Source organism: Streptomyces sp. NPDC048584 (genome assembly GCF_043199595.1).
Classification (GTDB): domain Bacteria; phylum Actinomycetota; class Actinomycetes; order Streptomycetales; family Streptomycetaceae; genus Streptomyces; species Streptomyces edwardsiae.
This window is the reverse complement of record NZ_JBICWF010000014.1, coordinates 115,004-133,411: the sequence shown is the minus strand read 5'-3', so window position 1 is coordinate 133,411 and position 18,408 is coordinate 115,004. Positions and strand designations below refer to the sequence as shown.

The window sequence follows — 18,408 nt, the reverse complement described above, 5'->3', positions numbered from 1 at the left end:
GCTACGAAGGACCATGACCGCACCCGAGGGAACCCGGACCTACGACGCCGTCATCGTCGGCGGCGGGCACAACGGTCTCGTCGCCGCCGCCTACCTCGCCCGCGCCGGGCGCTCCGTACTGGTCCTCGAGCGGCTGGACCACACCGGCGGGGCGGCGGTGTCCACCCGCCCGTTCAACGGCGTCGACGCCCGGCTCTCCCGGTACTCGTACCTGGTCAGCCTGCTGCCCCGGAAGATCGTCCGGGATCTCGGTCTCGACTTCCGGCTGCGCACCCGCACCATCTCCTCGTACACCCCCGCCGAACGCGACGGACGGCCCACCGGGCTGCTCGTCGGCGGCGGTGAGCGGCGCACCCGCGAGGCCTTCGCCCGGCTCACCGGCTCCGACAGCGAGTACGAGGCCTGGCAGCGCTTCTACGAGATGACGGGACGCGTCGCCCGCACCGTCTTCCCGACCCTCACCGAACCCCTGCCCACCCGCGATGGACTGCGCCGCACGGTCGACGACGACGAGGCCTGGCGCACCCTCTTCGAGGAACCCATCGGCGCGGCGGTCGAGGAGCGCTTCTCCGACGACCTGGTGCGCGGCGTGGTCCTCACCGACGCCCTGATCGGCACCTTCGCCGACGCCCACGACCCCTCCCTCAGACAGAACCGCTGCTTCCTCTACCACGTCATCGGCGGTGGCACCGGCGCCTGGGACGTCCCGGTCGGCGGCATGGGCGCCCTCACCGACGCCCTCACCGACGCCGCCCGCGCGGCCGGCGCGGTCATCGCCACCGGTCACCGCGCGGTGCGCATCGACACCGACGGCCGTACCGCCGAGGTCACCCACCGCACCGCCGACGGCGAGGGCGTCGCCGCCGCACGGCACGTCCTGGTGAACGCCTCACCGCGCGAACTGGCGGCCCTCACCGGCGACACGCCCCCACCGCCCGCCGAAGGCGCCCAGCTCAAGGTGAACATGCTGCTCAAACGGCTGCCTCGGCTGCGCGACACCTCCGTCGACCCGCGCGAGGCGTTCGCCGGCACCTTCCACATCGCCGAGGGATACGGACAGCTGGCCGCCGCGCACGCCCAGGCCGCCGCCGGTGAGCTGCCCGCCGTCCCGCCCTCGGAGATCTACTGCCACTCCCTCACCGACCCCACGATCCTCGGCCCCGACCTGGCCGCACGCGGCTACCAGACACTCACCCTGTTCGGACTGCACACCCCCGCCCGGCTGTTCGCACGGGACAACGACGCCGTACGCGAGGAACTGCTGAAGTCGACGCTCGCCCAGCTCGACGCCCACCTCGCCGAGCCCCTCGCCGACTGCCTGGCCACCGACGCCGACGGCCGCCCCTGCCTGGAGGCCCGGACCCCGCTGGACCTGGAACGCGACCTCGGCCTGCCCGGCGGCAACATCTTCCACCGCGACCTGTCCTGGCCCCACGCCCAGGACGGCACCGGCCGCTGGGGCGTGGAGACCCGGCACGCCAACGTCCTGCTGTGCGGCGCGGGCGCCGTGCGCGGCGGCGGGGTGAGCGGCGTACCGGGGCACAACGCGGCCATGGCGGTCCTGGAGGCCGGGGAGAGCTGACACCTTCGGACGACTCCGGACGTAGTACTCTGCCCGCAGTGGTGTGACAGATCGTGATGACGGGCGGAGTGATGTCGGTGGTGAGACGGAACGAGCAGCGGCGGACCGCCCTGGTGGACGCCGCGATCGAGGTACTGGCCCGGGAGGGCGCCCGCGGTCTGACCTTCCGGGCCGTGGACACCGGGGCCGCCGTCCCCGTCGGCACCGCCTCCAACTACTTCACCTCGCGCGACGACCTGCTCACCCAGGCCGGCGCCCGGGTCTACGAGCGGCTCCGGCCCGACGACGCGGTCATCGCCCGGCAGCAGGCCGCCGGACGCGACCGGGAGGTCTACGCGGGACTGATGCGGGAACTGGTCGGCCGTATCGCCGCCTTCCGCACCGGCTATCTCGCGCTGCTGGAACTCCGGCTGGAGGCCACCCGCCGCCCGGAACTCCGCAAGGTGCTCACCGAGCGGGTCCGGGCCGACCTCGACGCCAACATCCGCTACCACGAGGGCTCCGGCCTGCCCGGTGACGCCATGGCCGTCCGGCTGCTCTACATGGCGCTGAACTGGCTGATCGTCGAACAGCTCACCCTGCCGGACGTCTTCACCCCGGAGGAACGCGACCGGCTGGTGACGGCGGCGGTCGAACGGATCGTGGCCGCCGAGTAGCCGACGGCGACCCCGTCAGTCCCGCTTGTCGCGCAGGTCAACGATCCGCCGGATCTTGCCCACCGAGCGCTCCAGGGTCTCCGGGTCGACGATCTCCACGTTCGCCGAGACCCCGACACCGTCCTTCACGGCTGCCACGATCGACCTGGCTGCCGCCTCACGCGCCGTGGCGTCCGCGTCGGGACGCGCCTCCGCGCGGACGGTGAGGGAGTCCATCCTGCCCACCGTGGTGAGACGGAGCTGGAAGTGCGGCGCCACGCCCGGTGTGCGCAGCACGATCTCCTCGATCTGCGTGGGGAACAGGTTCACCCCGCGCAGGATCACCATGTCGTCACTGCGGCCCGTGACCTTCTCCATCCGCCGGAACACCCGCGCGGTGCCCGGCAGCAGCCGGGTCAGATCCCGCGTCCGGTAGCGGACGACCGGCATCGCCTCCTTGGTCAGCGAGGTGAAGACCAGCTCGCCCCGCTCGCCCTCCGGAAGCACCTCGCCGGTGACCGGATCGACGACCTCCGGATAGAAGTGGTCCTCCCAGAACTACCACTTGACCCGTACATCATGGCTAGGGTGCGAGCATGCCCATCGACCCGGAGTACCTGCACCTGGTGCGGCCCGACCTCGCGCCATATGACGCCTTTCTGTACGGCCGCAACTCCCACGACCCGAAGCGCAAGACGCGGTCGGTCGGCGACCAGCTCGGCGACGGCCGCTCCCTGTGCGATCAGTACAACTGGCCGGTGAAGCGGGAGTTCAAAGACCCGGGGATCTCCGCATCGCGGCACGCGCGCAAGAAGCGCGACGACTTCGACGCCATGCTCGAGGGGATAGCCGCCGGCGAGTGCCGCATCGTCGTGGCGTGGGAGGCCTCCCGGTACTACCGGGACCTCGAGGTCTACGTGAAGCTGCGCCGTGCCTGCCTCGAAGCCGGTGTGCTGCTCTGCTACAACGGCCAGCTCTACGACCTGTCCAAGCGCGAGGACCGCAAGGCCACGGCCATGGATGCCGTGAGCGCCGAGGACGAGAGCGAGGGCATTCGGGACAGGAACCTGCGGACGACCCGCAGGGTGGCCAAGGAGGGCCGTCCGCATGGTCCGGCACCGCTGGGCTACCGGCACGTCTACGACCCGGACACCGGCGAGCTCCTTGAACGGGTGCCTGATCCGGAAATGGTCAAGGTCGTGGCCGACATGTTTCAGTGGGCCGAGGAGGCTGTGCCGCTGGCGGCGATCGCGCGCAAGCTCAACAGCCAGAAGGTAACTACCCGTCTGGGCAAGCCATGGTCCGCGCGCACCGTGCACATCATGCTGCGGAACAAGGCGTACATCGGTAAGCGTGTACACCTCGGCACCGCGCGGGATGGCACGTGGGAAGGAATCGTCGACGAGGAGCAGTTCGCCACCGTGCAGGCGCTGCTCGCTGGCCGCGCGAAGGGCAAGGGGCATGACACGTCCGTCAAGTACCTGCTCTCCGGGATCCCGTACTGCAGCGTGCACGAACCGGCCACGCTCAAGCACGAGCCCACGACCCGCGGCCGGAATATATATCGCTGCTACGAGAAGGACCTGAGCATCCAGGCCAACCTGCTGCAGGCCTACGTCGAGGAGGGCGTGCTGGAGTGGCTCAGCTCTCCGCAGGCCCGCGCCGCGTTCCGCCCGAAACCCAAGGACGACAAGGCGCGCGCGGCCCGCATCCGGCTGAAGACACTGAACGAGCAGCTCGATGACGCCCGGGCAAAGGCGCGGTCGCTGAGACCGGACGGGCTGGGCATGATGCTGTCCGTCGACTCGCTCGCCGATATGGAGGCAGGGCTGCTGCCACAGATCGAGCGGGCCCGTGCGGAGGCTGAGGAGGCACACGTGCCGCAGCTGCTGCGTGGCCTCCTCGGCCGGCCGCGTCCCGACGTTGAGCAGATATGGAACGACGAGCTGACGCTGCACCAGCAACGAACGGTGCTGCGCCTGGTTGTGACCGTCCGGCTGTTCCCGGCCCGCGCCCCGGGAGTGAGGCGCATCGAGCCAGGGCGCGTCACGCTGTCGTTCCACGGCGAGCCCGGCTTCAGGCCGGCGTCACCAACGCGCAGGGCCTGAGCTGCTCGCCCGGGCGGGCGGTCCGATGCGCCTGTCCGACCGGCTGCCTGGGCGGGAGACGAGCGTTCTCTGGCGTGACTTGCTGTGTATGTCGACAACGTCCGCCGTCTGCTGCGGTGCCTGAGGGACAGCATCGGGTGGTTGGGAGCGCATTGCTGCGACTCCGGTGACGATGGCTTGTACTGCCGAATCGATTCGTCTCTGGCGCTCAGAACTTCGCTGCATGGCATACAGCCTGAGACCGAGCACGGCCGCGATCGTGAGTAGTGCGCCGCCGGCAGCAGCCGCAATCACCTGAGCAAGATTTGCCACCCGTTACCTCCCCAAAGGTCCGTGCAGAGTGCATGTGTGGGGGAGGACCACTCTCCGCTTACGGAGTGGACGAAATGTGCAACATCAAACGATCCGTAACCAGTTCGTGACTATCCGGCGCGCCGTCGCCACTTCCTGCGGGAAGGTCCGTCCTGTCCTGTCGTGTGGGCGTTCTCGAGTTCTTGCTTGACTCGCTGCCACACCACGTCAGCCTCCTCGGGTGTCAGGCCCATCTCCCGCACGGTTCCGGCGAGGAGGCGCTGCGCCAGCTCCAGTTCCTGCTCGAGCGGGGGGAGCTCTCTCGTGTGACCGCCCTGGTCGGCGTCAGGGGCGCTGGTGTCGGTGCGTGGCTCCGACCCTGCATCGATTGCCGCGAATGCCCCGGGGGCCCAACGCAGCGCCCTCTCGATGCTGCTGAGCGTCAGCTCCCCACCAGCGGTATCGCCCTTGCGCACCGCGCGCAGCGTCTCGTACGAGATGTTCGCCGCGGCGGCGACCTGCCGCCACGTCATCCCGAGGTCGAGGCGTCGGCGGTTCATGGCCGCGTCGCGACGCTCAGCCAGCTCTGCCATGTGTGCCCTCCGTCAGTCCATCACGCAATTTAACGCAACTTCCAGCAGGGAGCGCGCGGCGCCCAGGGGTTGTTGCCCCAGCTCAAACCACAGAATGCCGCAACCCTGTTGTTTTCGGCGCTGCTCTGCATTAATCTGCGGTGTCATGACGCAGAAACCCACAGGGCTTGTGCGCAGTCGTCGACTCGCACGTGGCCTGACGCTTGAGGAGCTGGCCGCGCAGTGCGCCGACGCTGGCGTACCCGTGCACAACTCGCAGCTGAGCCGCATCGAACGCGGTGTAGCGAGTTGCCGGCCGCGGCTGCGCGTCACCCTTGCCCGCCTCCTCGACATCGACGCCGCCGAGGTCGCGCCGATGTACCGGCGCGGTGGAGAGGGCAAGGGCGCGGCGTGACCAGGGAGGAACGCCGCCGGATCCTCAGCGCGGATGAGCTCGCGGACGCCCGCGGCCAGGCTCAGCGCGCGCTGGACACGGTCGGCATCTCGCCCGAACTCGTCGAGTCGCTGCGCCCGATCCTCGCCCCCGCCGCCGAAGCCATCACCAGCGACACCACTGCGCACCCGACGGCCGCCTGACCACACAAGGACGGGGCCGCGCCCGGCTCGACCCCGGAACGCGACCCCTCGGCACACCACACCCGAACCAACCCCAGGAGTGGAATCCGTGACCGCATCATCCCAGACACAGCCCGGGGCCCTGCCCCCGGAGCTCCCGCCCCAGCCCCACCCCGTGGCGCCCCTGCACCAGGCCTTCCCGGCCTCGGTGTCCGAGGCCGCCGCCGCGGTGATCGACGCCGAGATGCAGGAGAACGGGGCCGCCACCGGCGAGGAGCTCGCCGCCGCCGAGACGCGCGCCGGGATCCTCTTCGACCCCGCCAGCGTCGAGGCCGCCGTGACGGCGGCCCGCGACCAGGCTCACGCCGAGGACCAGGCCGAGCTCGACGCCGTGCGCGCCGAGTTGGCCGACGCCCGCCGCGAGCTCGCGCTACTGGCCGGCGACCACCGCCGCCGTGACGCGGTCCTGCGCCTGTGCGAGGGCCGCCGCGGCGACGACCTGCTGCTCGTCTCCGCCGTCGCGACCGCCGCCGAGTGCGGCACCACCGCCCTCGACGGACTCCCGATGACCCTCACCTGGAAGCGCAGCCCCTCCGTCCCCGAGAACACCGACCGGGTGCAGCAGGTGACCATCCACTGCGAGTCCTCGTACGGCGGCCGCGCCGACCTGGTCGTCGACGACGAGGACCGCATGGCGCTGGCCTCCCTCCTCGACGCCGAGGTGATCCGCGACATCCACGCCCCCTGCCCGCACGAGCGGGGCTGCGGCAGCGACGACGCGCACCTCGACAGCAACGGAGTCTTCGGCTGGGCGCGCGTCGAGGTCGCCGGCATCGACGGCGGCCCCCGCTGGTACTGCACCCCGCAGTGCGTGTTCGCCGCGCTCGCCCGCGCGGGCGAGGAGCTCGCCGCCATCGAGGAGACCACCACCGGCGGTGAGCTGTGACCTCGGTCCTCGAGACGTACCTGGGCTGGGAGGAACCCCAGCACATGGCCGGCTGCAAGCGGCCCGCCTGGTCAGTGGACATGCGCACCGAACGCGACGAGCTGCGTGACCGGCTCGGCGGCGGCGCGCACTCCTGCCCCAACGACGAGTGCCAGCACGGCGACCGGTACGAGCGCACCACGGTGCGGATCGTGTGCCGGTCCTGCCAGGCCGCCCTCGTCATCCGCGGCGAGGACGCGTCGACCAGCCGGGGCGCACACGCCACGTACGGGTACGGCGAGCCGCCCCGCACGGTGGCCGGTCTGCTGCTGTGGCCGGGCGAGCCCTGGCTGAACTTCGGCCGCCTGTCCAGCGACGAGCCGTACGACTTCGTCGTGACCCGCAAGGGCGTGACCCGGGTGACGGAGGCCGACGTCGTCGGCGTCATCACCCAGGGCCGCGGCAAGCGCGGCGCCATCATCTGGAACGCCGGCGCCCTGCCCACCCCGGGCAAGTACCAGCAGTACCGGCGGTTCGACTGGGGTGCCACGAACGAGGACCGGCCCGCCCGCACGGTCGCGGCCGCCGCCCGGTGGATCGCCGCCCAGCTCGCGCAGCAGACGGGCGGTGCCCAGTGACAGCCACCGACGAGACCGGTCTGGTCGGGAAGAGCACCCAGGACAGCAGCCGACTGTCCCCGGGCGACGCCACCCGCATCCTGGTCCTGCCGCAACTCCCGTACGCGGACGCCGTGTACGACGCCCTGTGCGCCGCCGCCCTGCAGCCCTCCTGCTACGAGGCCGGGGTGCGGCGGGGCCGGAGCGGGGCGTCCGAGCTGTACGTGCGCGCGGTGTGGCCGGCGGGAGCTCCCGCCCTGGCCGACCCCGCCCGCCCGTACGGCCTGACGATCGCCTGGTCGCACGTCACCGGCTGGTCCGTCCACGACGCCGACGAGCGGTACGCGCTCCTCGACGTCGACGCCCTGGCCGCGCCCGAGCTGGTGGCCGACGCCGCCCGGCACCACGCGCGGCACGGCGTCGGCGAGCCGTGGGTGCCGACGGCCGACGGCCGCTGGTCCGAGGCCGTCTATCTCGACATTGCGATCAGCCGGTTTGAGGACCGGCCGGACGGGGTGTGGTGATGACGGCGACCCTGATCCGCGACCTCGTCGCCCTGGCCCGTAACGCAGGCCTGCGCCTGCCGCGCGTGCTGCCGGGGCAGGAGTGGCGGCCGGCCACCCCCGCCGAGCGGCACCTCCTGGCCGAGGCGCAGCGCCTCGACCGCATCCGGGAGAGCCTCCTCGCCGAGATCGGCCGCTTGCGCACCGCCACCCCGCCGCGCGAGCGGTCCGAGCTGGCCCGTCTGCAGGTGCTGAGGAACAGCCCTCTGACGGCCGGTCAGCTCGAGGCCCTGGCTGCGGCCGCGCATGGCGAAACCATCGAGGACACCGCCCGCCGCCTGCATGTCACGCCCGACACGGTCAAGTCGGCGCGGCAGCGGGCCGCTCGCCGCCTTGGCGCGCACGGCATGGTCCAGGCCGTCGCGCTCGCGGTGGCCGCCGGCTGGATCCCCGTTGACACCCCGGCCCCGGACGGAGACACCCCGTGATCCTCATCCTGCTGCTCGTCTTCGCCGTATTCGCCGCCGTCGTGTGGGCCGTCGCGATCGTCGCGGACGTCCTCGTCGGCCGCCGCCCGCACATCCCCGAGCGGTGGGCGGTCCACATCCCCGGCCGGTTCCCGGCCTACGTCCGCCAGGACTACGCCCGCGCCCGCAAGGCCATGGCCCGCACCCTGACCCGCCCCAGCACGCCGGAGGACTGATGACCCGCATCGGGATCGTGACCGAGGCCGCTATCGATGTCCTCGCCGCCCGCCTCTCGCAGGAGCTGCGCCTCGAGCGGGAGGAGATCTACCGCATCGCCCGCGCCCAGGCGGAGGACCTGCGCCGTGAGGGCTGGCGGATCACCGTCCCGGTGGAGGCCGTCCCCGCCGCGGTCCGCCGTATCAAGGCCGGCCGCACCCCTTGATCCCCGGGCGGCGGGACGTGTCTGACCCCCCGTCCCGCCGCCCGGCCACCAACCACCGTTCTGGAGTACCCCCATGCGCCGAACCGAGGCGTTGAAGATCATCACCCGCGTTCTCAAGCAGCCCGTCCCGGATGTGCCCCCCGCCGACCTGATCACTGGCCATTCCGTCGCCGTGTTCGACCCGCGGGCCACGGAGCGTCCCAAGCCGTGGGCCATTCAGGTCGATGTCCTGGCCCTGAAGATCGCCGGGCAGCTTCCGCTCGAAGCTGACTCCGAGCAGAGCCCGGTCGCCCAGGCCGAGGACGCCAAGCGCAGCCGGGACCTGCCCGGTGAGCTCGACATTCTGATCGGTGCCGGTGCCGCTCTGACGTCGGCGCCCTGGTACCCGGCCCGCCCGGGCGACCTGGTCCACGTCCACTTCGAGCCGGTCGGCAGCATGGCCGCCTTCGGTGAGACGTACCTCCTCACGGCCGGCGCCCATGGCTTCCTGTCCATGAAGCTGCTGTGCCACAGCCTGCCCGAGGACACCGAGTTCCTCGACGGCATGGTCGGCTGCTTCACCGTCGAGGACGACCCCGACCCGCTGTCGGACCTGTGGTTCGAGGCGGGTCCGCACCGGCTCACCGTGATCCGCGATGGCCGCCCCGTCCACACCGGCGGTACGCGGTGACGCCGGCGACGGCGCGGGATCTGCGCCGCGCGAGGGTGGCGCAGCTGCGCCAGGGCGAGCCGGACCTGAGCCACCGCGACATGGCGCAGCGCCTTGGCATCTCCAAGGACACGGTGCGCCGCGACCTGGAAGCGCTCGACGCCGAGGTGGCGCAGCCTGCGCCACCGGCCAGCCGGGCAGACGCATCAAACGCGGACCAGGTGGCGCACACTGCGCCGCAGGTCAGCGCCGAGCCTGCGCCGCCGTGCGCCACCGCCGCGGACACCATGGCGCAGGCTGCGCCACCGGTGGAACTGCCGCGCCGGGTGGCTGATCCGCTGGCCGGGATCGACGTGAGCCAGTGGCGCGCGCTGCGCCGCGACCTCGCGGTGCTGGCGCAGACCGGGCAGTCGGCCGAGGCGCTGGTGCATCAGGCGGTCGTCGCCCTGGCGCACCACTACCGCCAGGCACTGGACCGTGGCGAGCTACAGCCCGGCCGGCCGTTCGTCGTCACCGGCATGAGCCTGCGTCCGGCCGCCCTGCTCGCCGACCGGCCGGCGCCGTGACCGGGCGGCCCGCCCCGCCCGACTCCCGGGGCGGGCCGCCCTCCCCCCGCCGCCGGCGGACCCCGCCGTGCCAGGCCCTGACGGGCCGGCACTCCCTGACCCGGGCGCGGCTGTACCCGTGCGGCTGGCTGTGCGACCTGCACAGCCCCTGGCACCTGGCCGGCCGCCCCGCCACCCACACACCACAGAAATGGACAACCCGTGTCTGACAACGCACAGCTCGCCCGCACCGGAACGCTCGGCGCCGTCGCCATCGGCGGCGCGGTCGTCACCGGCTGGTGGCTGCTCGCCATCCCGGCGGCCGTCGTCATCGCCGGCGCGCTCGTGATCCGCTTCGGCTTCCGCCCGGGCAAGAACGCGGGGCAGCGGTGAATGACCGGCCGCTGTCCGCACGGGTCCACCGCTCGGGGACCGTCCTCGGCGCGGCCGTCGTCCTCGTCACCGCCGGGGTATGGGCCGCGCACCACGGCGTGCAGGCCGCCACCTACGGCGACGAGACCGGCAGCCGGCTGGCCGCCGTGTGGCTGATCACGTTCCTGCTGCTGCTCACCCAGACGGTCATGTACCACTGCGAGCGGCCGCGCCGTGTCTCGCCGCGCGCCCGCCGCCAGCTCGACGCCCTGCACGTCGCCGTCCTCCTGCCCGTCTACAACGAGGACGAGGGATACCTGCGGCTCGGGCTGCAGTCGTTCCTCGCCCAGACCCGCCCGCCCGATAGCGTGCACGTCGTCGACGACGGGTCCACCTCCGGCGACTACGCCTCGGTGCGCGCTTGGTGGACGCAGGCGGCGGCCGCGGCCGGGATCGCCACCACGTGGCAGCGCACCCCCAACGGCGGGAAGCGGCACGCCCAGGCGGCCGGCGTACGGATGAGCCCGCACGCGGACGTGTACATCACCGTCGACAGCGACTCCTGTCTCGCGCCGAACGCGCTCGCCGAGGTGCTGCTGCCGTTCGCCCGGCAGCGGGTGCAGTCCGTCGCCGGCGTCGTCCTCGCCACCAACCACCGCACGAACCTCCTCACCCGAGTGATGGATCTCTGGTTCACCACCGGCCAGCTCACCGACCGGTCCGCGCTGTCCGCGATGGGCGCCGTCCTCGTCAACAGCGGGCCGCTCGCCGCGTACCGCGCCGGCGTCGTCCGCGACAACCTCGACAGCTACCTGCACGAGACGTTCCTCGGCCGCCCGGTGATGTTCTCGGACGACTCGCTGCTGACCCTGTACGCGCTGCTGCGCGGCCGCACCGTCCAGCAGCCGTCGGCCGTCGTCTTCACCGCCCTGCCGGAGAAGGCCTCGCACTTCGGCCGCATGTACATGCGATGGATGCGCGGCTCGACGATCCGCTCCGTGTGGCGCCTGCGGTACCTGCCGCTGTCCGGCTGGCCCTACTGGGCGCACCTCCTGCGCTGGTTCCAGGTCGCCCTGTCCACCGCCGTCCTCGGCTGGCTCCTCGTCGTCGAGCCCGTCCGCTACGGCCACACCCCGCCCGCGTCCTTCCTCGTCGTGCCGTTCCTGATCGGCTGGGCGCAGGCCCTGCGGTACCTCGGCGTGATCCGCTCCGACGAGCGCATGCGCGAGCGGGCCGTGACCTGGCTGCTGATGCCGCTCGCCGTCATCGGCGGGTGGACGTGGCTCCGTGCGATGCGCTGGTACGGCGTGGCCACCTGCGCCCGCACCGGCTGGGGCACCCGGCAGAACGGCGCCGAGGTCGCCCTGGCCGCGGCCGCGCCGACCGAGCCGGCCGCCCACGACACCGAGACCACCCTGCAGTTCGCGCTGCCCACCCGCTGACGTCCACCGGCCAGGGCCCCGGCGCGCACCGCCAGGACCCGGCCTCCACCGAAACGGAGACCACTCTCATGGACACCAACGCCCGGACCATACCCACCCCGGCCGCCGCCCTGGCCCCGCGCGAGCCCTTCGACCGGACCGCGTTCGAGCGCGCGCTCCTCGGCTCGCAGTTGCGCCGCGACCTGCGCCTGGTCGGGCTGATCCTCGCTCACCACGCCGACCCGGTCGGCCACCTGCCCGCCGACGGGCCGCAGCGCGTCGACTCGCTGTGCGCGCTGGCCCGCATCGACGGCAAGCGGATCCGCGTCATCCTGCGCGAGCTCGAGCTGTCCGGCTTCATGCGCCGCCCGAACCTGCACACGTGGCGTGACCGGCTCGCGGCCCGTCCGATTCATCTGACGATCCCCGCCGTCACGGCTGCCGCTCGCACCGAGCCGGAGCATCCGAGCGAGGCCGCGCGGTGAGCGACGACGAGGAGCAGTTAGCGCTGCTGCCCTCCGACCCGCCCCGATGGGGCGGCCCCGCCGCGGTAGCCGCCGACCCGATCCGCACGCAGGGCCGCACCGAGTACGCCGTGCGCTGCGACGGCTGCGGCGGCCTGCACCGGCACATCGCACCCGGCGTCCGCACCGCCCCCTGCGGCACCACCTACACCGTCCCCGGCGCCGATGACGACGGCGCTGGGGACGGCCCCCAGCTCGACGGCTGAACCGTTTCTCCCATCCACCCGCACCAGGAGCAGACCGTGCCCGACACTCAGCCGGACCGCGCAAGCGGCGGCGTCCCGCATACCTTCCGCCTGCGCATGGCGTGGCAGTGGGTGGGTGGAAAGCGGCAGATGCCGCCCGAGCTGCGCCGCCGTAAGGCGTTCCTGTACGCGCTGGCGACGATCGCCACGATGGCGGACACAGCCGGCCGCACGCGCTTCTCCGACACCGGGCAGCCGATCCGTTTCAGCACGCTGGCGGCCGCCATGGGATCGCGGGAGAAGGACGCCCGCCGCTACCTGAGCGCGGCGATCGCCGCCGGCGTGCTCACCACCGAGCAGGCTCCGCGCCGTGGCCGTACCACCGTCTACGTCCTGCAGATCCCGCCGCGCCCCCTGTGGGGTGCCGCGCTCGCGGTCCTCGACGCCGGAGGGACGACGGATCGGGACGAGAGCCGGCATGACCGCGCGGCCGCCGAGTTCGGGCCCTCGTCGCCCGAACCGGCGGCGGCTGTCCGCCCGTCGAGTTCGGGCGGTCGTAGCCCGTTCCCGACCCCCCGCACCGAGGAGGGAGTTCGGGCGGTCGTAGCCCGACCGGGTTCGGGCTACGACCGCCCGAATGGTTCGGGCTACGCCCCGCCCAATAACCCAGGGGTACTCAAGAACAACCCCCACGAGATGGTGTCTGTAGAACCTCAGCCTGAGGGCGCGCGGGGGCACGACACCCACGAACGGGCTGACGGTCCTCCGTCACCGCTGGCGCGGCAGTCGCTGCGCGCCGTGCCCCCGCCGCAGGGCGGCCGCACGGGCGGACGGACCGTCCGCACCCCCGACGGGCAGCCGCCGCTGCTCCTGCCCGTCCAGACCCCTGCGCTCCCCGCTGAGCGCCCTGCGTACGCCCCGGCGGACGAGGAGGCGCACGAACCCCTGCCAGGCCCGGAGACGGGCGCTCAGGAGTTCGGTCGGCCCCGCATGCCGTGGCGCGCCCTGGTCGCCTCCGAGTGCCCCGACGCCGCCGCCCGCGTCTACCGCGACCGCTGGTCCGGCGACGCCGCCACCTACCTGCCCGACCCCACCGGCACCTGACCCGAGAGGACCCGTCCCTGCGATGCCCTACCCGACCCCACGCCCGCCCGCCCCCAACGGCCCCGGACGCTGCCCACGCTGCCTGCAAGAGGTCCTGTGGTGCCTCACCGCCGCCAACCGCGTCCCGCTCGCCGTCGACACCGACCGCGACAACGCCGGCAACCAGGCCGTACGCCAGGACCACACCGGACGCTGGCTCACCCGCCAGCTCACCAAGGAACGCCCCACCCCGGAGAACGACGAGCACCTGCACATGCCCCACATCAAGTCCTGCCCCGTCCCCGCCCCCCGCGGCGCCCGCACCCCCGCCCCCCGCATACGCCACGGCGTACGGCCCGTCCGGTGGCAGCGATGACCACCCAGCCCACCACCGACATGACCGACCGCCCCCACCTCGAGGTGATCGCCGGCGCACTCAGCGACTGGTGGTTCACCACCGACCCCGCACGCCCGTTCGACATCAACGTGGTCGCCCGCGCCGTCGACGCCCGCCTCACCCTGTCCGGCTACCGCATCGTCCCCGGGAGCACACCCGTGCGCACCACCTGCGACGCCTCCATTGACACCGGCTTCACCAACCCCGCCGGCCCGTGCATCCTGCGCGCCGGCCACGACGGCCCCGTCCACCAGGACGCCGCCGGAGCCACCTGGTGGATATCCCCGCCCCCGGCCCCCGCTGCCCCGCCCAGCCGGCTCGCCGTGACGTGCTTCGCGGTCCTCACCCTCGCGTGTGCCGCCGGCGCCCTCTACACCGCGGCGTACGAGTACTGGGCCTGGGCGATACCCGTCACCCTCGCCACCACCGCCGCCGGCTGGGCAACCGCCGACGCCTACGCCGAGCGCCGCGCCCACCACCGGGGGCCCCGCCGGTGACCCCGTTCCAGGTCCTCGCCGTCGCCGCCCTCGGAGGACTCGCCGCCCTCGTCGCCGTCGTCCTGTTCATCGCCCTCGCCCTCGGCCTCTACCAAGTCATCGACCGCATCATCGACCTGCGCGCCCAGCACCGCGCCCGCCGCGCCCTCAGACGGCAGCAGCGAGCCGACCTCGCCGCCTGCCACGCCATCAACTCCCTACCAGCCCGCCAGCCCACCGACGACTAACCCCCGGGCCTCGCGCGCACGCGCCTGCGAACGCGCGCACGCAATCGCAGGCGCGTGCGCGCGCGAGACCCACCCCTACCCGCCAGTACGAATGACCCTCGCCCACCGACGGGAGACCCCGTGACCCACTTCGAACTCGTACAGCCCGACGACCTGCTGGTGATCTCCAACACCGGCGTGCAGACCGCCCAAGACGCAAGCTGCGAGCACGGGATACCGGCCGTCCTGCTCGTCCTGTTCGGCGCCTACCGCGCCCGCCCCCACGACGCCCAGCGCATCCACACGATCGTGCCGCGCTGCGTCCTCACCGACATGATCGGCTCCCTGCAGGCGCAGATCCTCCGCGACGAGGGCCAGGCCGCCGTACGGCAGTTCCAGGACGAGATCGCCGCGGCCGCCACGACGTCGGCGGCCGCGCTCGAGCAGCTGCACCAGCAGCAGCGCGACTGCTGCGAGGCCGGCTTCCGCACCAACGGCACCGAACACACCTGCGGCCGCAACACCGAGGAAGGCAACGCCCCGTGACCGACACCGTGTTCATCCGCTCCACCGTCGACAGCCGCGACGGCACCGCCGCCTGCCTCCTCACCTGGGGGCCCGTCGAGGCCCTGCTCACCCCCGGCAAGGTACTGGCCACCGCCCGGGACCTCATGGCGGCCGCCGCGCACGCCGAGGCCGACATCGCCCTCCTCGGCTGGTGCACCGACACCCTGCGCGTCGACGAGCAGACCGCCGGCCGGATGATCCTCGACATCCGCGGCCGCCGCCCCGCACCACCCGCCCCCGCCGCTCTCCGCATCCAGGCCGTGGCCGGCCACAACACCCGCCGCCCCTACGTCCACATCTACCGCGGCTCGCAGAGGGGCGAACTCAGCCCCGACGAGGCCCGGCAGATGGCGCAGCACTGGACCGAGGCCGCCGTCGCCGCGCAGATCGACGTCCGCCTCCGCTACGCCCTCGGCGAGTGGGACCACCTCACCGCTGGCGACATCGAGCAGCTGTTCGCCCTCCTGCAGAAGACGCAGCGATGACCGGGTGCGCCATCTGCTACCGCGCCACCGAGCCCGGCGTGCACGCCTGCCCCCGGCACACCGCCGAGCTGCGCGCATGGCTCGCCGAACTCCCCAGCCAGGCCCGCCTCCTCGAGGAGGAGTTCCTCACCCCCGCCGGCGCGCCCGCGGCCGGCCGTCTCGGCCCCGCCGGCCGCGCGCACGCCCCCGTCCCCGTCGACCTGCGCGTGCTCACCCTCCTCGGCCCCGGGCACGTCGACCCGCAGGGCGACGACGACGAGGACGGCACCGTGCCGATCCTCGTGATCCTCGGCGGATGGGCCGGATACATCGCGTACCGGTTCCCCGCCGTCGTCCGCGACCGGCACGGCACCGTCCACGTGATGCCGTGCGACCAGGCGCGGCCGCGCCACGGCGAGACCGTCACCGGCTGGTGCCAGTGGCTCGCCCGGTACCTGCCGTACGCGATCACGCACCCATGGGTGGGCGACCTGCATCGCCAGCTGGGCGCGCTCCTCGGCCGCATCCGCGACCTCACCCACGCCGTGCCCCACCGCCACCCCCAGGGCGCGCCCTGCCCCGGCTGTGACGCGTTCGCCCTGGTCGCCGTCGACGGCCGGGCCGGGATCACCTGCGATGCCTGCGGCCATCACCTCGAGCCGGACGCCTACGCCGACCACGCGGCGGCCGTCCTGCACACTCACCAGACCACCATCACCACCACCCCTGAGAGGACCCTGCCCATGTCCCGCGTCACCGTCCGTGTCCTGCTCCTCCTCGGCGACCAGGCCGAGATCGTCGCCGACGTCCCCGAGGCCGAGCGCAGCGAGCCGGCCCGCTACCCGGCCGCCGACGTCGCCGCGGCCGCCGGCGTCCCCGTCGCCGACCTCCCCGGCCGCCGGCTGACCGCCGAGGTCGGCGACGACGACCAGCTGTCCGGCTGGCGCGTCGCGTAGCACCGGCAACGGCCCCCGGAACGGGACAGATTCCAGGGGCCGTTTCTTCACCCAAGAGTGTTGCAATGCACTACCTGAATGCTGTAAAGTACTACTCAAGAGGGAGGGGCCACGAACCCCGGCCTCCGATCCATCTCAACTCAACAGTGGAAGGACAGTCATCATGGCTGACCGCGAAGACGAGATCATGGGGGCCCTGGCCCACATGATCTCCAGGGTCTACACCCTGCTCGTCGACGTCTGTGCCCTGCTTCCCGTGCCGATCGGCCTCCCGGCCGACCAGCACATCCCGGCAGGCGACGCGATCCCCGCAGTGCTGAGGGTCGCGGAACTGGCGAAGGACCAGCCGATGGGCGAGATCCAGGAAGCGCAGCTGTACACCGGCTGCACTCACCTCCTCGCCGCAGTCGACCTCTACGCACTCTGTGCAACGAGGTACCGGGAGACCCGGGCAGACGGATGCGGAGCCAACCTCCTCTACGCGGAGGAGGCGCTCAAGAGCCTCTATGTCTGGCTGGTGATCCAGTCGGCTGACTGATCCACCGCCGCCCCCGGCAGCCAGCCGGGGGCGGCGCTCCACTGAAGGCGAGAGCGGTCGGCGGGGACCGGGCCGAGGCCGCCGGCGTCCCGAGTCTCATGGTCGCCGGCGCCGGCCACCCGTCCGACCGGCGCATGACGCAGGGCCGTATTTCCTCGCCGCAAGGTGTTGCAACATACTACCCATGTGCTGTAAAGTACTACTCAAGAGGGAGGGGCTACGAACCCCGAACTCCGATCCATCTCAACTCAACAGTGGAAGGACAGTCACATGGCTGACCACAAGGATGAGGTCATGAGGGAACTCACCCTCGCGATCTCTGTCGTCTACTCGATCCTGGTGGACGTCTGCGGGGCACTCCCCGTGCCGATCGGTCTCCCGACCGACCAGCACATCCCCGCCGAGTCCGTCTACCCCGCGATCCAGCGGGTGACCGATCTTGCAGGCGATCAGCCCATGGGCGATCTCCAGGGGATCCAGCTGTACAGCGGCTGCATCCACATCCTGGCCGCCATCGACCTCTACGCGCTCTGCACGGCGAGGTACATGGACACCCGAGCCGAAGGGTGCAGCGCCAACCTGCTCGCCGCAGAGCAGGAGCTCAAGGCACTCGCACTCTGGCTGGTGATCAACGAGGCTGACTGATCCAGCACCGCCCCCGGCAGCCAGCCGGGGGCGGTACCCACTGAAGACGAGAGAACGACCGGTGAGGGCCGGGCCGAGGCCCACGGCACCCCGAGGGGCGCCGGTCACGAAACCCTCACCGGTCACGATCCATCCACCCAACAGGAGGACAGACCCCCATGGTACGACCGCCCGAAACGGTCGCCGAGCTCGCTGCCCGCCTCGGCCGACCCCCCACCACCGTCAGCAAGACCTGGACACGCCACCCCGCATGGCCCGCCCCCCTCGAGCAGCGGCGCGGCCGCTGGCGCCTCTACGACCCGGACGCCGTAGACCAGTTCGTCCGCGACCACATCGACCGTCAGGCCCCCGCCCTCGAACCCCGCCGCCTCTACACCGCCCGCGAGCTCGAGGCCGCCGGCGTCGGCGTCACCGCCGGCACCATCCGAGCCGACCGCACCCGCGGCCGCTGGCCAGCCCCCGACAACACCGACGGTGGCGTCAATCGCTGGCTCGGCGCCACCGCCACCGAGGCAATCGCCGCACGGCGCAGCTACCGGCGGACGCCCGGTAAGTGACCACTGCACGAAATTCCCGGACGGGAACGCATGTTCGAGCGAGGCTTGGTGCGCCAGTGCACCGACTCGCTCGCCGCCGCCGGC

The 18,408-nt window shown here is 72.4% G+C and carries 28 protein-coding genes and 1 pseudogene; 27 read left to right on the top strand and 2 right to left on the bottom strand.

The window, feature by feature from the left end:
- Positions 1-13 precede the first annotated feature (13 nt).
- Positions 14-1,582: a phytoene desaturase family protein gene (locus ACGFR9_RS28015; RefSeq protein ID WP_393213553.1), complete on the top strand. Its 1,569-nt coding sequence runs from the start codon at positions 14-16 to the stop codon at positions 1,580-1,582.
- 77 nt (positions 1,583-1,659) lie between these two features.
- Positions 1,660-2,238 (top strand): TetR/AcrR family transcriptional regulator, encoded by a 579-nt coding sequence (locus ACGFR9_RS28010; RefSeq protein WP_393213550.1) that lies wholly within the window; start codon positions 1,660-1,662, stop codon positions 2,236-2,238.
- Positions 2,239-2,253: 15 nt separating this feature from the next.
- On the opposite strand, the pseudogene ACGFR9_RS28005 reads toward ACGFR9_RS28010, so the two are convergent.
- Positions 2,254-2,772: pseudogene (locus ACGFR9_RS28005) on the bottom strand (phenylacetate--CoA ligase); the annotation flags it as partial.
- A gap of 41 nt (positions 2,773-2,813) precedes the next feature.
- On the opposite strand from ACGFR9_RS28005, the gene ACGFR9_RS28000 reads away from it, so the two are divergent.
- A complete protein-coding gene (locus ACGFR9_RS28000; RefSeq protein ID WP_393213547.1) occupies positions 2,814-4,325 on the top strand; it encodes a recombinase family protein in 1,512 nt (503 codons plus the stop codon).
- A gap of 422 nt (positions 4,326-4,747) precedes the next feature.
- On the opposite strand, the gene ACGFR9_RS27995 is transcribed toward ACGFR9_RS28000, so the two are convergent.
- Positions 4,748-5,209: a hypothetical protein gene (locus tag ACGFR9_RS27995; protein WP_393213544.1), complete on the bottom strand. Its 462-nt coding sequence runs from the start codon at positions 5,207-5,209 to the stop codon at positions 4,748-4,750.
- Between the two features lie 145 nt (positions 5,210-5,354).
- Between ACGFR9_RS27995 and ACGFR9_RS27990 the strand changes: the two genes are divergently transcribed.
- From ACGFR9_RS27990 to ACGFR9_RS27875, 24 genes are all read left to right on the top strand, one after another.
- Positions 5,355-5,603, top strand: a complete 249-nt coding sequence (locus ACGFR9_RS27990) for a helix-turn-helix domain-containing protein (protein WP_393213542.1) — start codon at positions 5,355-5,357, stop codon at positions 5,601-5,603.
- Positions 5,600-5,785, top strand: coding sequence for a hypothetical protein (locus ACGFR9_RS27985; protein WP_393213539.1), 186 nt, complete (start codon positions 5,600-5,602; stop codon positions 5,783-5,785). The genes ACGFR9_RS27990 and ACGFR9_RS27985 overlap by 4 nt, the downstream gene beginning before the upstream one ends.
- 88 nt (positions 5,786-5,873) lie before the next feature.
- Complete coding sequence (locus ACGFR9_RS27980) at positions 5,874-6,710, top strand: hypothetical protein (protein WP_393213536.1); 837 nt, start codon at positions 5,874-5,876, stop codon at positions 6,708-6,710.
- Positions 6,707-7,327, top strand: a complete 621-nt coding sequence (locus ACGFR9_RS27975) for a hypothetical protein (protein ID WP_393213533.1) — start codon at positions 6,707-6,709, stop codon at positions 7,325-7,327. The genes ACGFR9_RS27980 and ACGFR9_RS27975 overlap by 4 nt, the downstream gene beginning before the upstream one ends.
- A complete protein-coding gene (locus ACGFR9_RS27970) occupies positions 7,324-7,830 on the top strand; it encodes a hypothetical protein (protein ID WP_393213530.1) in 507 nt (168 codons plus the stop codon). Before ACGFR9_RS27975 ends, ACGFR9_RS27970 begins: the two co-directional genes overlap by 4 nt.
- Positions 7,830-8,297, top strand: coding sequence for a LuxR C-terminal-related transcriptional regulator (locus ACGFR9_RS27965; protein ID WP_393213528.1), 468 nt, complete (start codon positions 7,830-7,832; stop codon positions 8,295-8,297). Before ACGFR9_RS27970 ends, ACGFR9_RS27965 begins: the two co-directional genes overlap by 1 nt.
- Positions 8,294-8,512 carry a hypothetical protein gene (locus tag ACGFR9_RS27960; RefSeq protein WP_393213525.1) on the top strand — a complete coding sequence of 73 codons (219 nt, stop codon included), beginning with the start codon at positions 8,294-8,296 and terminating at the stop codon, positions 8,510-8,512. The genes ACGFR9_RS27965 and ACGFR9_RS27960 overlap by 4 nt, the downstream gene beginning before the upstream one ends.
- The gene (locus ACGFR9_RS27955; RefSeq protein ID WP_393213522.1) at positions 8,512-8,718 is read left to right on the top strand and encodes a hypothetical protein; all 207 of its coding nucleotides are present in this window, start codon (positions 8,512-8,514) and stop codon (positions 8,716-8,718) included. Before ACGFR9_RS27960 ends, ACGFR9_RS27955 begins: the two co-directional genes overlap by 1 nt.
- 73 nt (positions 8,719-8,791) lie before the next feature.
- Positions 8,792-9,388 carry a hypothetical protein gene (locus ACGFR9_RS27950; protein WP_393213519.1) on the top strand — a complete coding sequence of 199 codons (597 nt, stop codon included), beginning with the start codon at positions 8,792-8,794 and terminating at the stop codon, positions 9,386-9,388.
- A gap of 35 nt (positions 9,389-9,423) precedes the next feature.
- Entirely contained in the window at positions 9,424-9,933 is a 510-nt protein-coding gene (locus ACGFR9_RS27945; RefSeq protein ID WP_393213516.1) for a helix-turn-helix domain-containing protein, read from the top strand.
- Positions 9,934-10,134: 201 nt separating this feature from the next.
- The gene (locus tag ACGFR9_RS27940) at positions 10,135-10,305 is read left to right on the top strand and encodes a hypothetical protein (protein WP_393213513.1); all 171 of its coding nucleotides are present in this window, start codon (positions 10,135-10,137) and stop codon (positions 10,303-10,305) included.
- Positions 10,302-11,726 carry a glycosyltransferase gene (locus ACGFR9_RS27935; RefSeq protein WP_393213510.1) on the top strand — a complete coding sequence of 475 codons (1,425 nt, stop codon included), beginning with the start codon at positions 10,302-10,304 and terminating at the stop codon, positions 11,724-11,726. Before ACGFR9_RS27940 ends, ACGFR9_RS27935 begins: the two co-directional genes overlap by 4 nt.
- Positions 11,727-11,794: 68 nt before the next feature.
- Complete coding sequence (locus ACGFR9_RS27930; RefSeq protein ID WP_393213507.1) at positions 11,795-12,190, top strand: hypothetical protein; 396 nt, start codon at positions 11,795-11,797, stop codon at positions 12,188-12,190.
- A complete protein-coding gene (locus tag ACGFR9_RS27925) occupies positions 12,187-12,435 on the top strand; it encodes a hypothetical protein (protein ID WP_393213505.1) in 249 nt (82 codons plus the stop codon). Before ACGFR9_RS27930 ends, ACGFR9_RS27925 begins: the two co-directional genes overlap by 4 nt.
- A gap of 36 nt (positions 12,436-12,471) precedes the next feature.
- Positions 12,472-13,518 carry a hypothetical protein gene (locus tag ACGFR9_RS27920; RefSeq protein WP_393213502.1) on the top strand — a complete coding sequence of 349 codons (1,047 nt, stop codon included), beginning with the start codon at positions 12,472-12,474 and terminating at the stop codon, positions 13,516-13,518.
- A gap of 22 nt (positions 13,519-13,540) precedes the next feature.
- Entirely contained in the window at positions 13,541-13,873 is a 333-nt protein-coding gene (locus tag ACGFR9_RS27915) for a hypothetical protein (protein WP_393213499.1), read from the top strand.
- On the top strand, positions 13,870-14,391 hold the full coding sequence (locus ACGFR9_RS27910) for a hypothetical protein (RefSeq protein ID WP_393213496.1): 522 nt from the start codon (positions 13,870-13,872) through the stop codon (positions 14,389-14,391). The genes ACGFR9_RS27915 and ACGFR9_RS27910 overlap by 4 nt, the downstream gene beginning before the upstream one ends.
- Positions 14,388-14,618, top strand: coding sequence for a hypothetical protein (locus ACGFR9_RS27905; protein WP_393213493.1), 231 nt, complete (start codon positions 14,388-14,390; stop codon positions 14,616-14,618). The genes ACGFR9_RS27910 and ACGFR9_RS27905 overlap by 4 nt, the downstream gene beginning before the upstream one ends.
- Before the next feature lie 120 nt (positions 14,619-14,738).
- On the top strand, positions 14,739-15,143 hold the full coding sequence (locus tag ACGFR9_RS27900; RefSeq protein ID WP_393213490.1) for a hypothetical protein: 405 nt from the start codon (positions 14,739-14,741) through the stop codon (positions 15,141-15,143).
- On the top strand, positions 15,140-15,649 hold the full coding sequence (locus tag ACGFR9_RS27895) for a hypothetical protein (protein WP_393213488.1): 510 nt from the start codon (positions 15,140-15,142) through the stop codon (positions 15,647-15,649). The genes ACGFR9_RS27900 and ACGFR9_RS27895 overlap by 4 nt, the downstream gene beginning before the upstream one ends.
- Complete coding sequence (locus ACGFR9_RS27890) at positions 15,646-16,584, top strand: hypothetical protein (RefSeq protein WP_393213485.1); 939 nt, start codon at positions 15,646-15,648, stop codon at positions 16,582-16,584. Before ACGFR9_RS27895 ends, ACGFR9_RS27890 begins: the two co-directional genes overlap by 4 nt.
- Positions 16,585-16,747: 163 nt before the next feature.
- On the top strand, positions 16,748-17,122 hold the full coding sequence (locus tag ACGFR9_RS27885) for a hypothetical protein (RefSeq protein WP_393213482.1): 375 nt from the start codon (positions 16,748-16,750) through the stop codon (positions 17,120-17,122).
- Between the two features lie 270 nt (positions 17,123-17,392).
- Positions 17,393-17,767, top strand: coding sequence for a hypothetical protein (locus tag ACGFR9_RS27880; protein ID WP_393213479.1), 375 nt, complete (start codon positions 17,393-17,395; stop codon positions 17,765-17,767).
- A 158-nt stretch (positions 17,768-17,925) separates the two neighbouring features.
- Positions 17,926-18,324 (top strand): hypothetical protein, encoded by a 399-nt coding sequence (locus tag ACGFR9_RS27875; protein WP_393213476.1) that lies wholly within the window; start codon positions 17,926-17,928, stop codon positions 18,322-18,324.
- Positions 18,325-18,408: the final 84 nt, after the last annotated feature.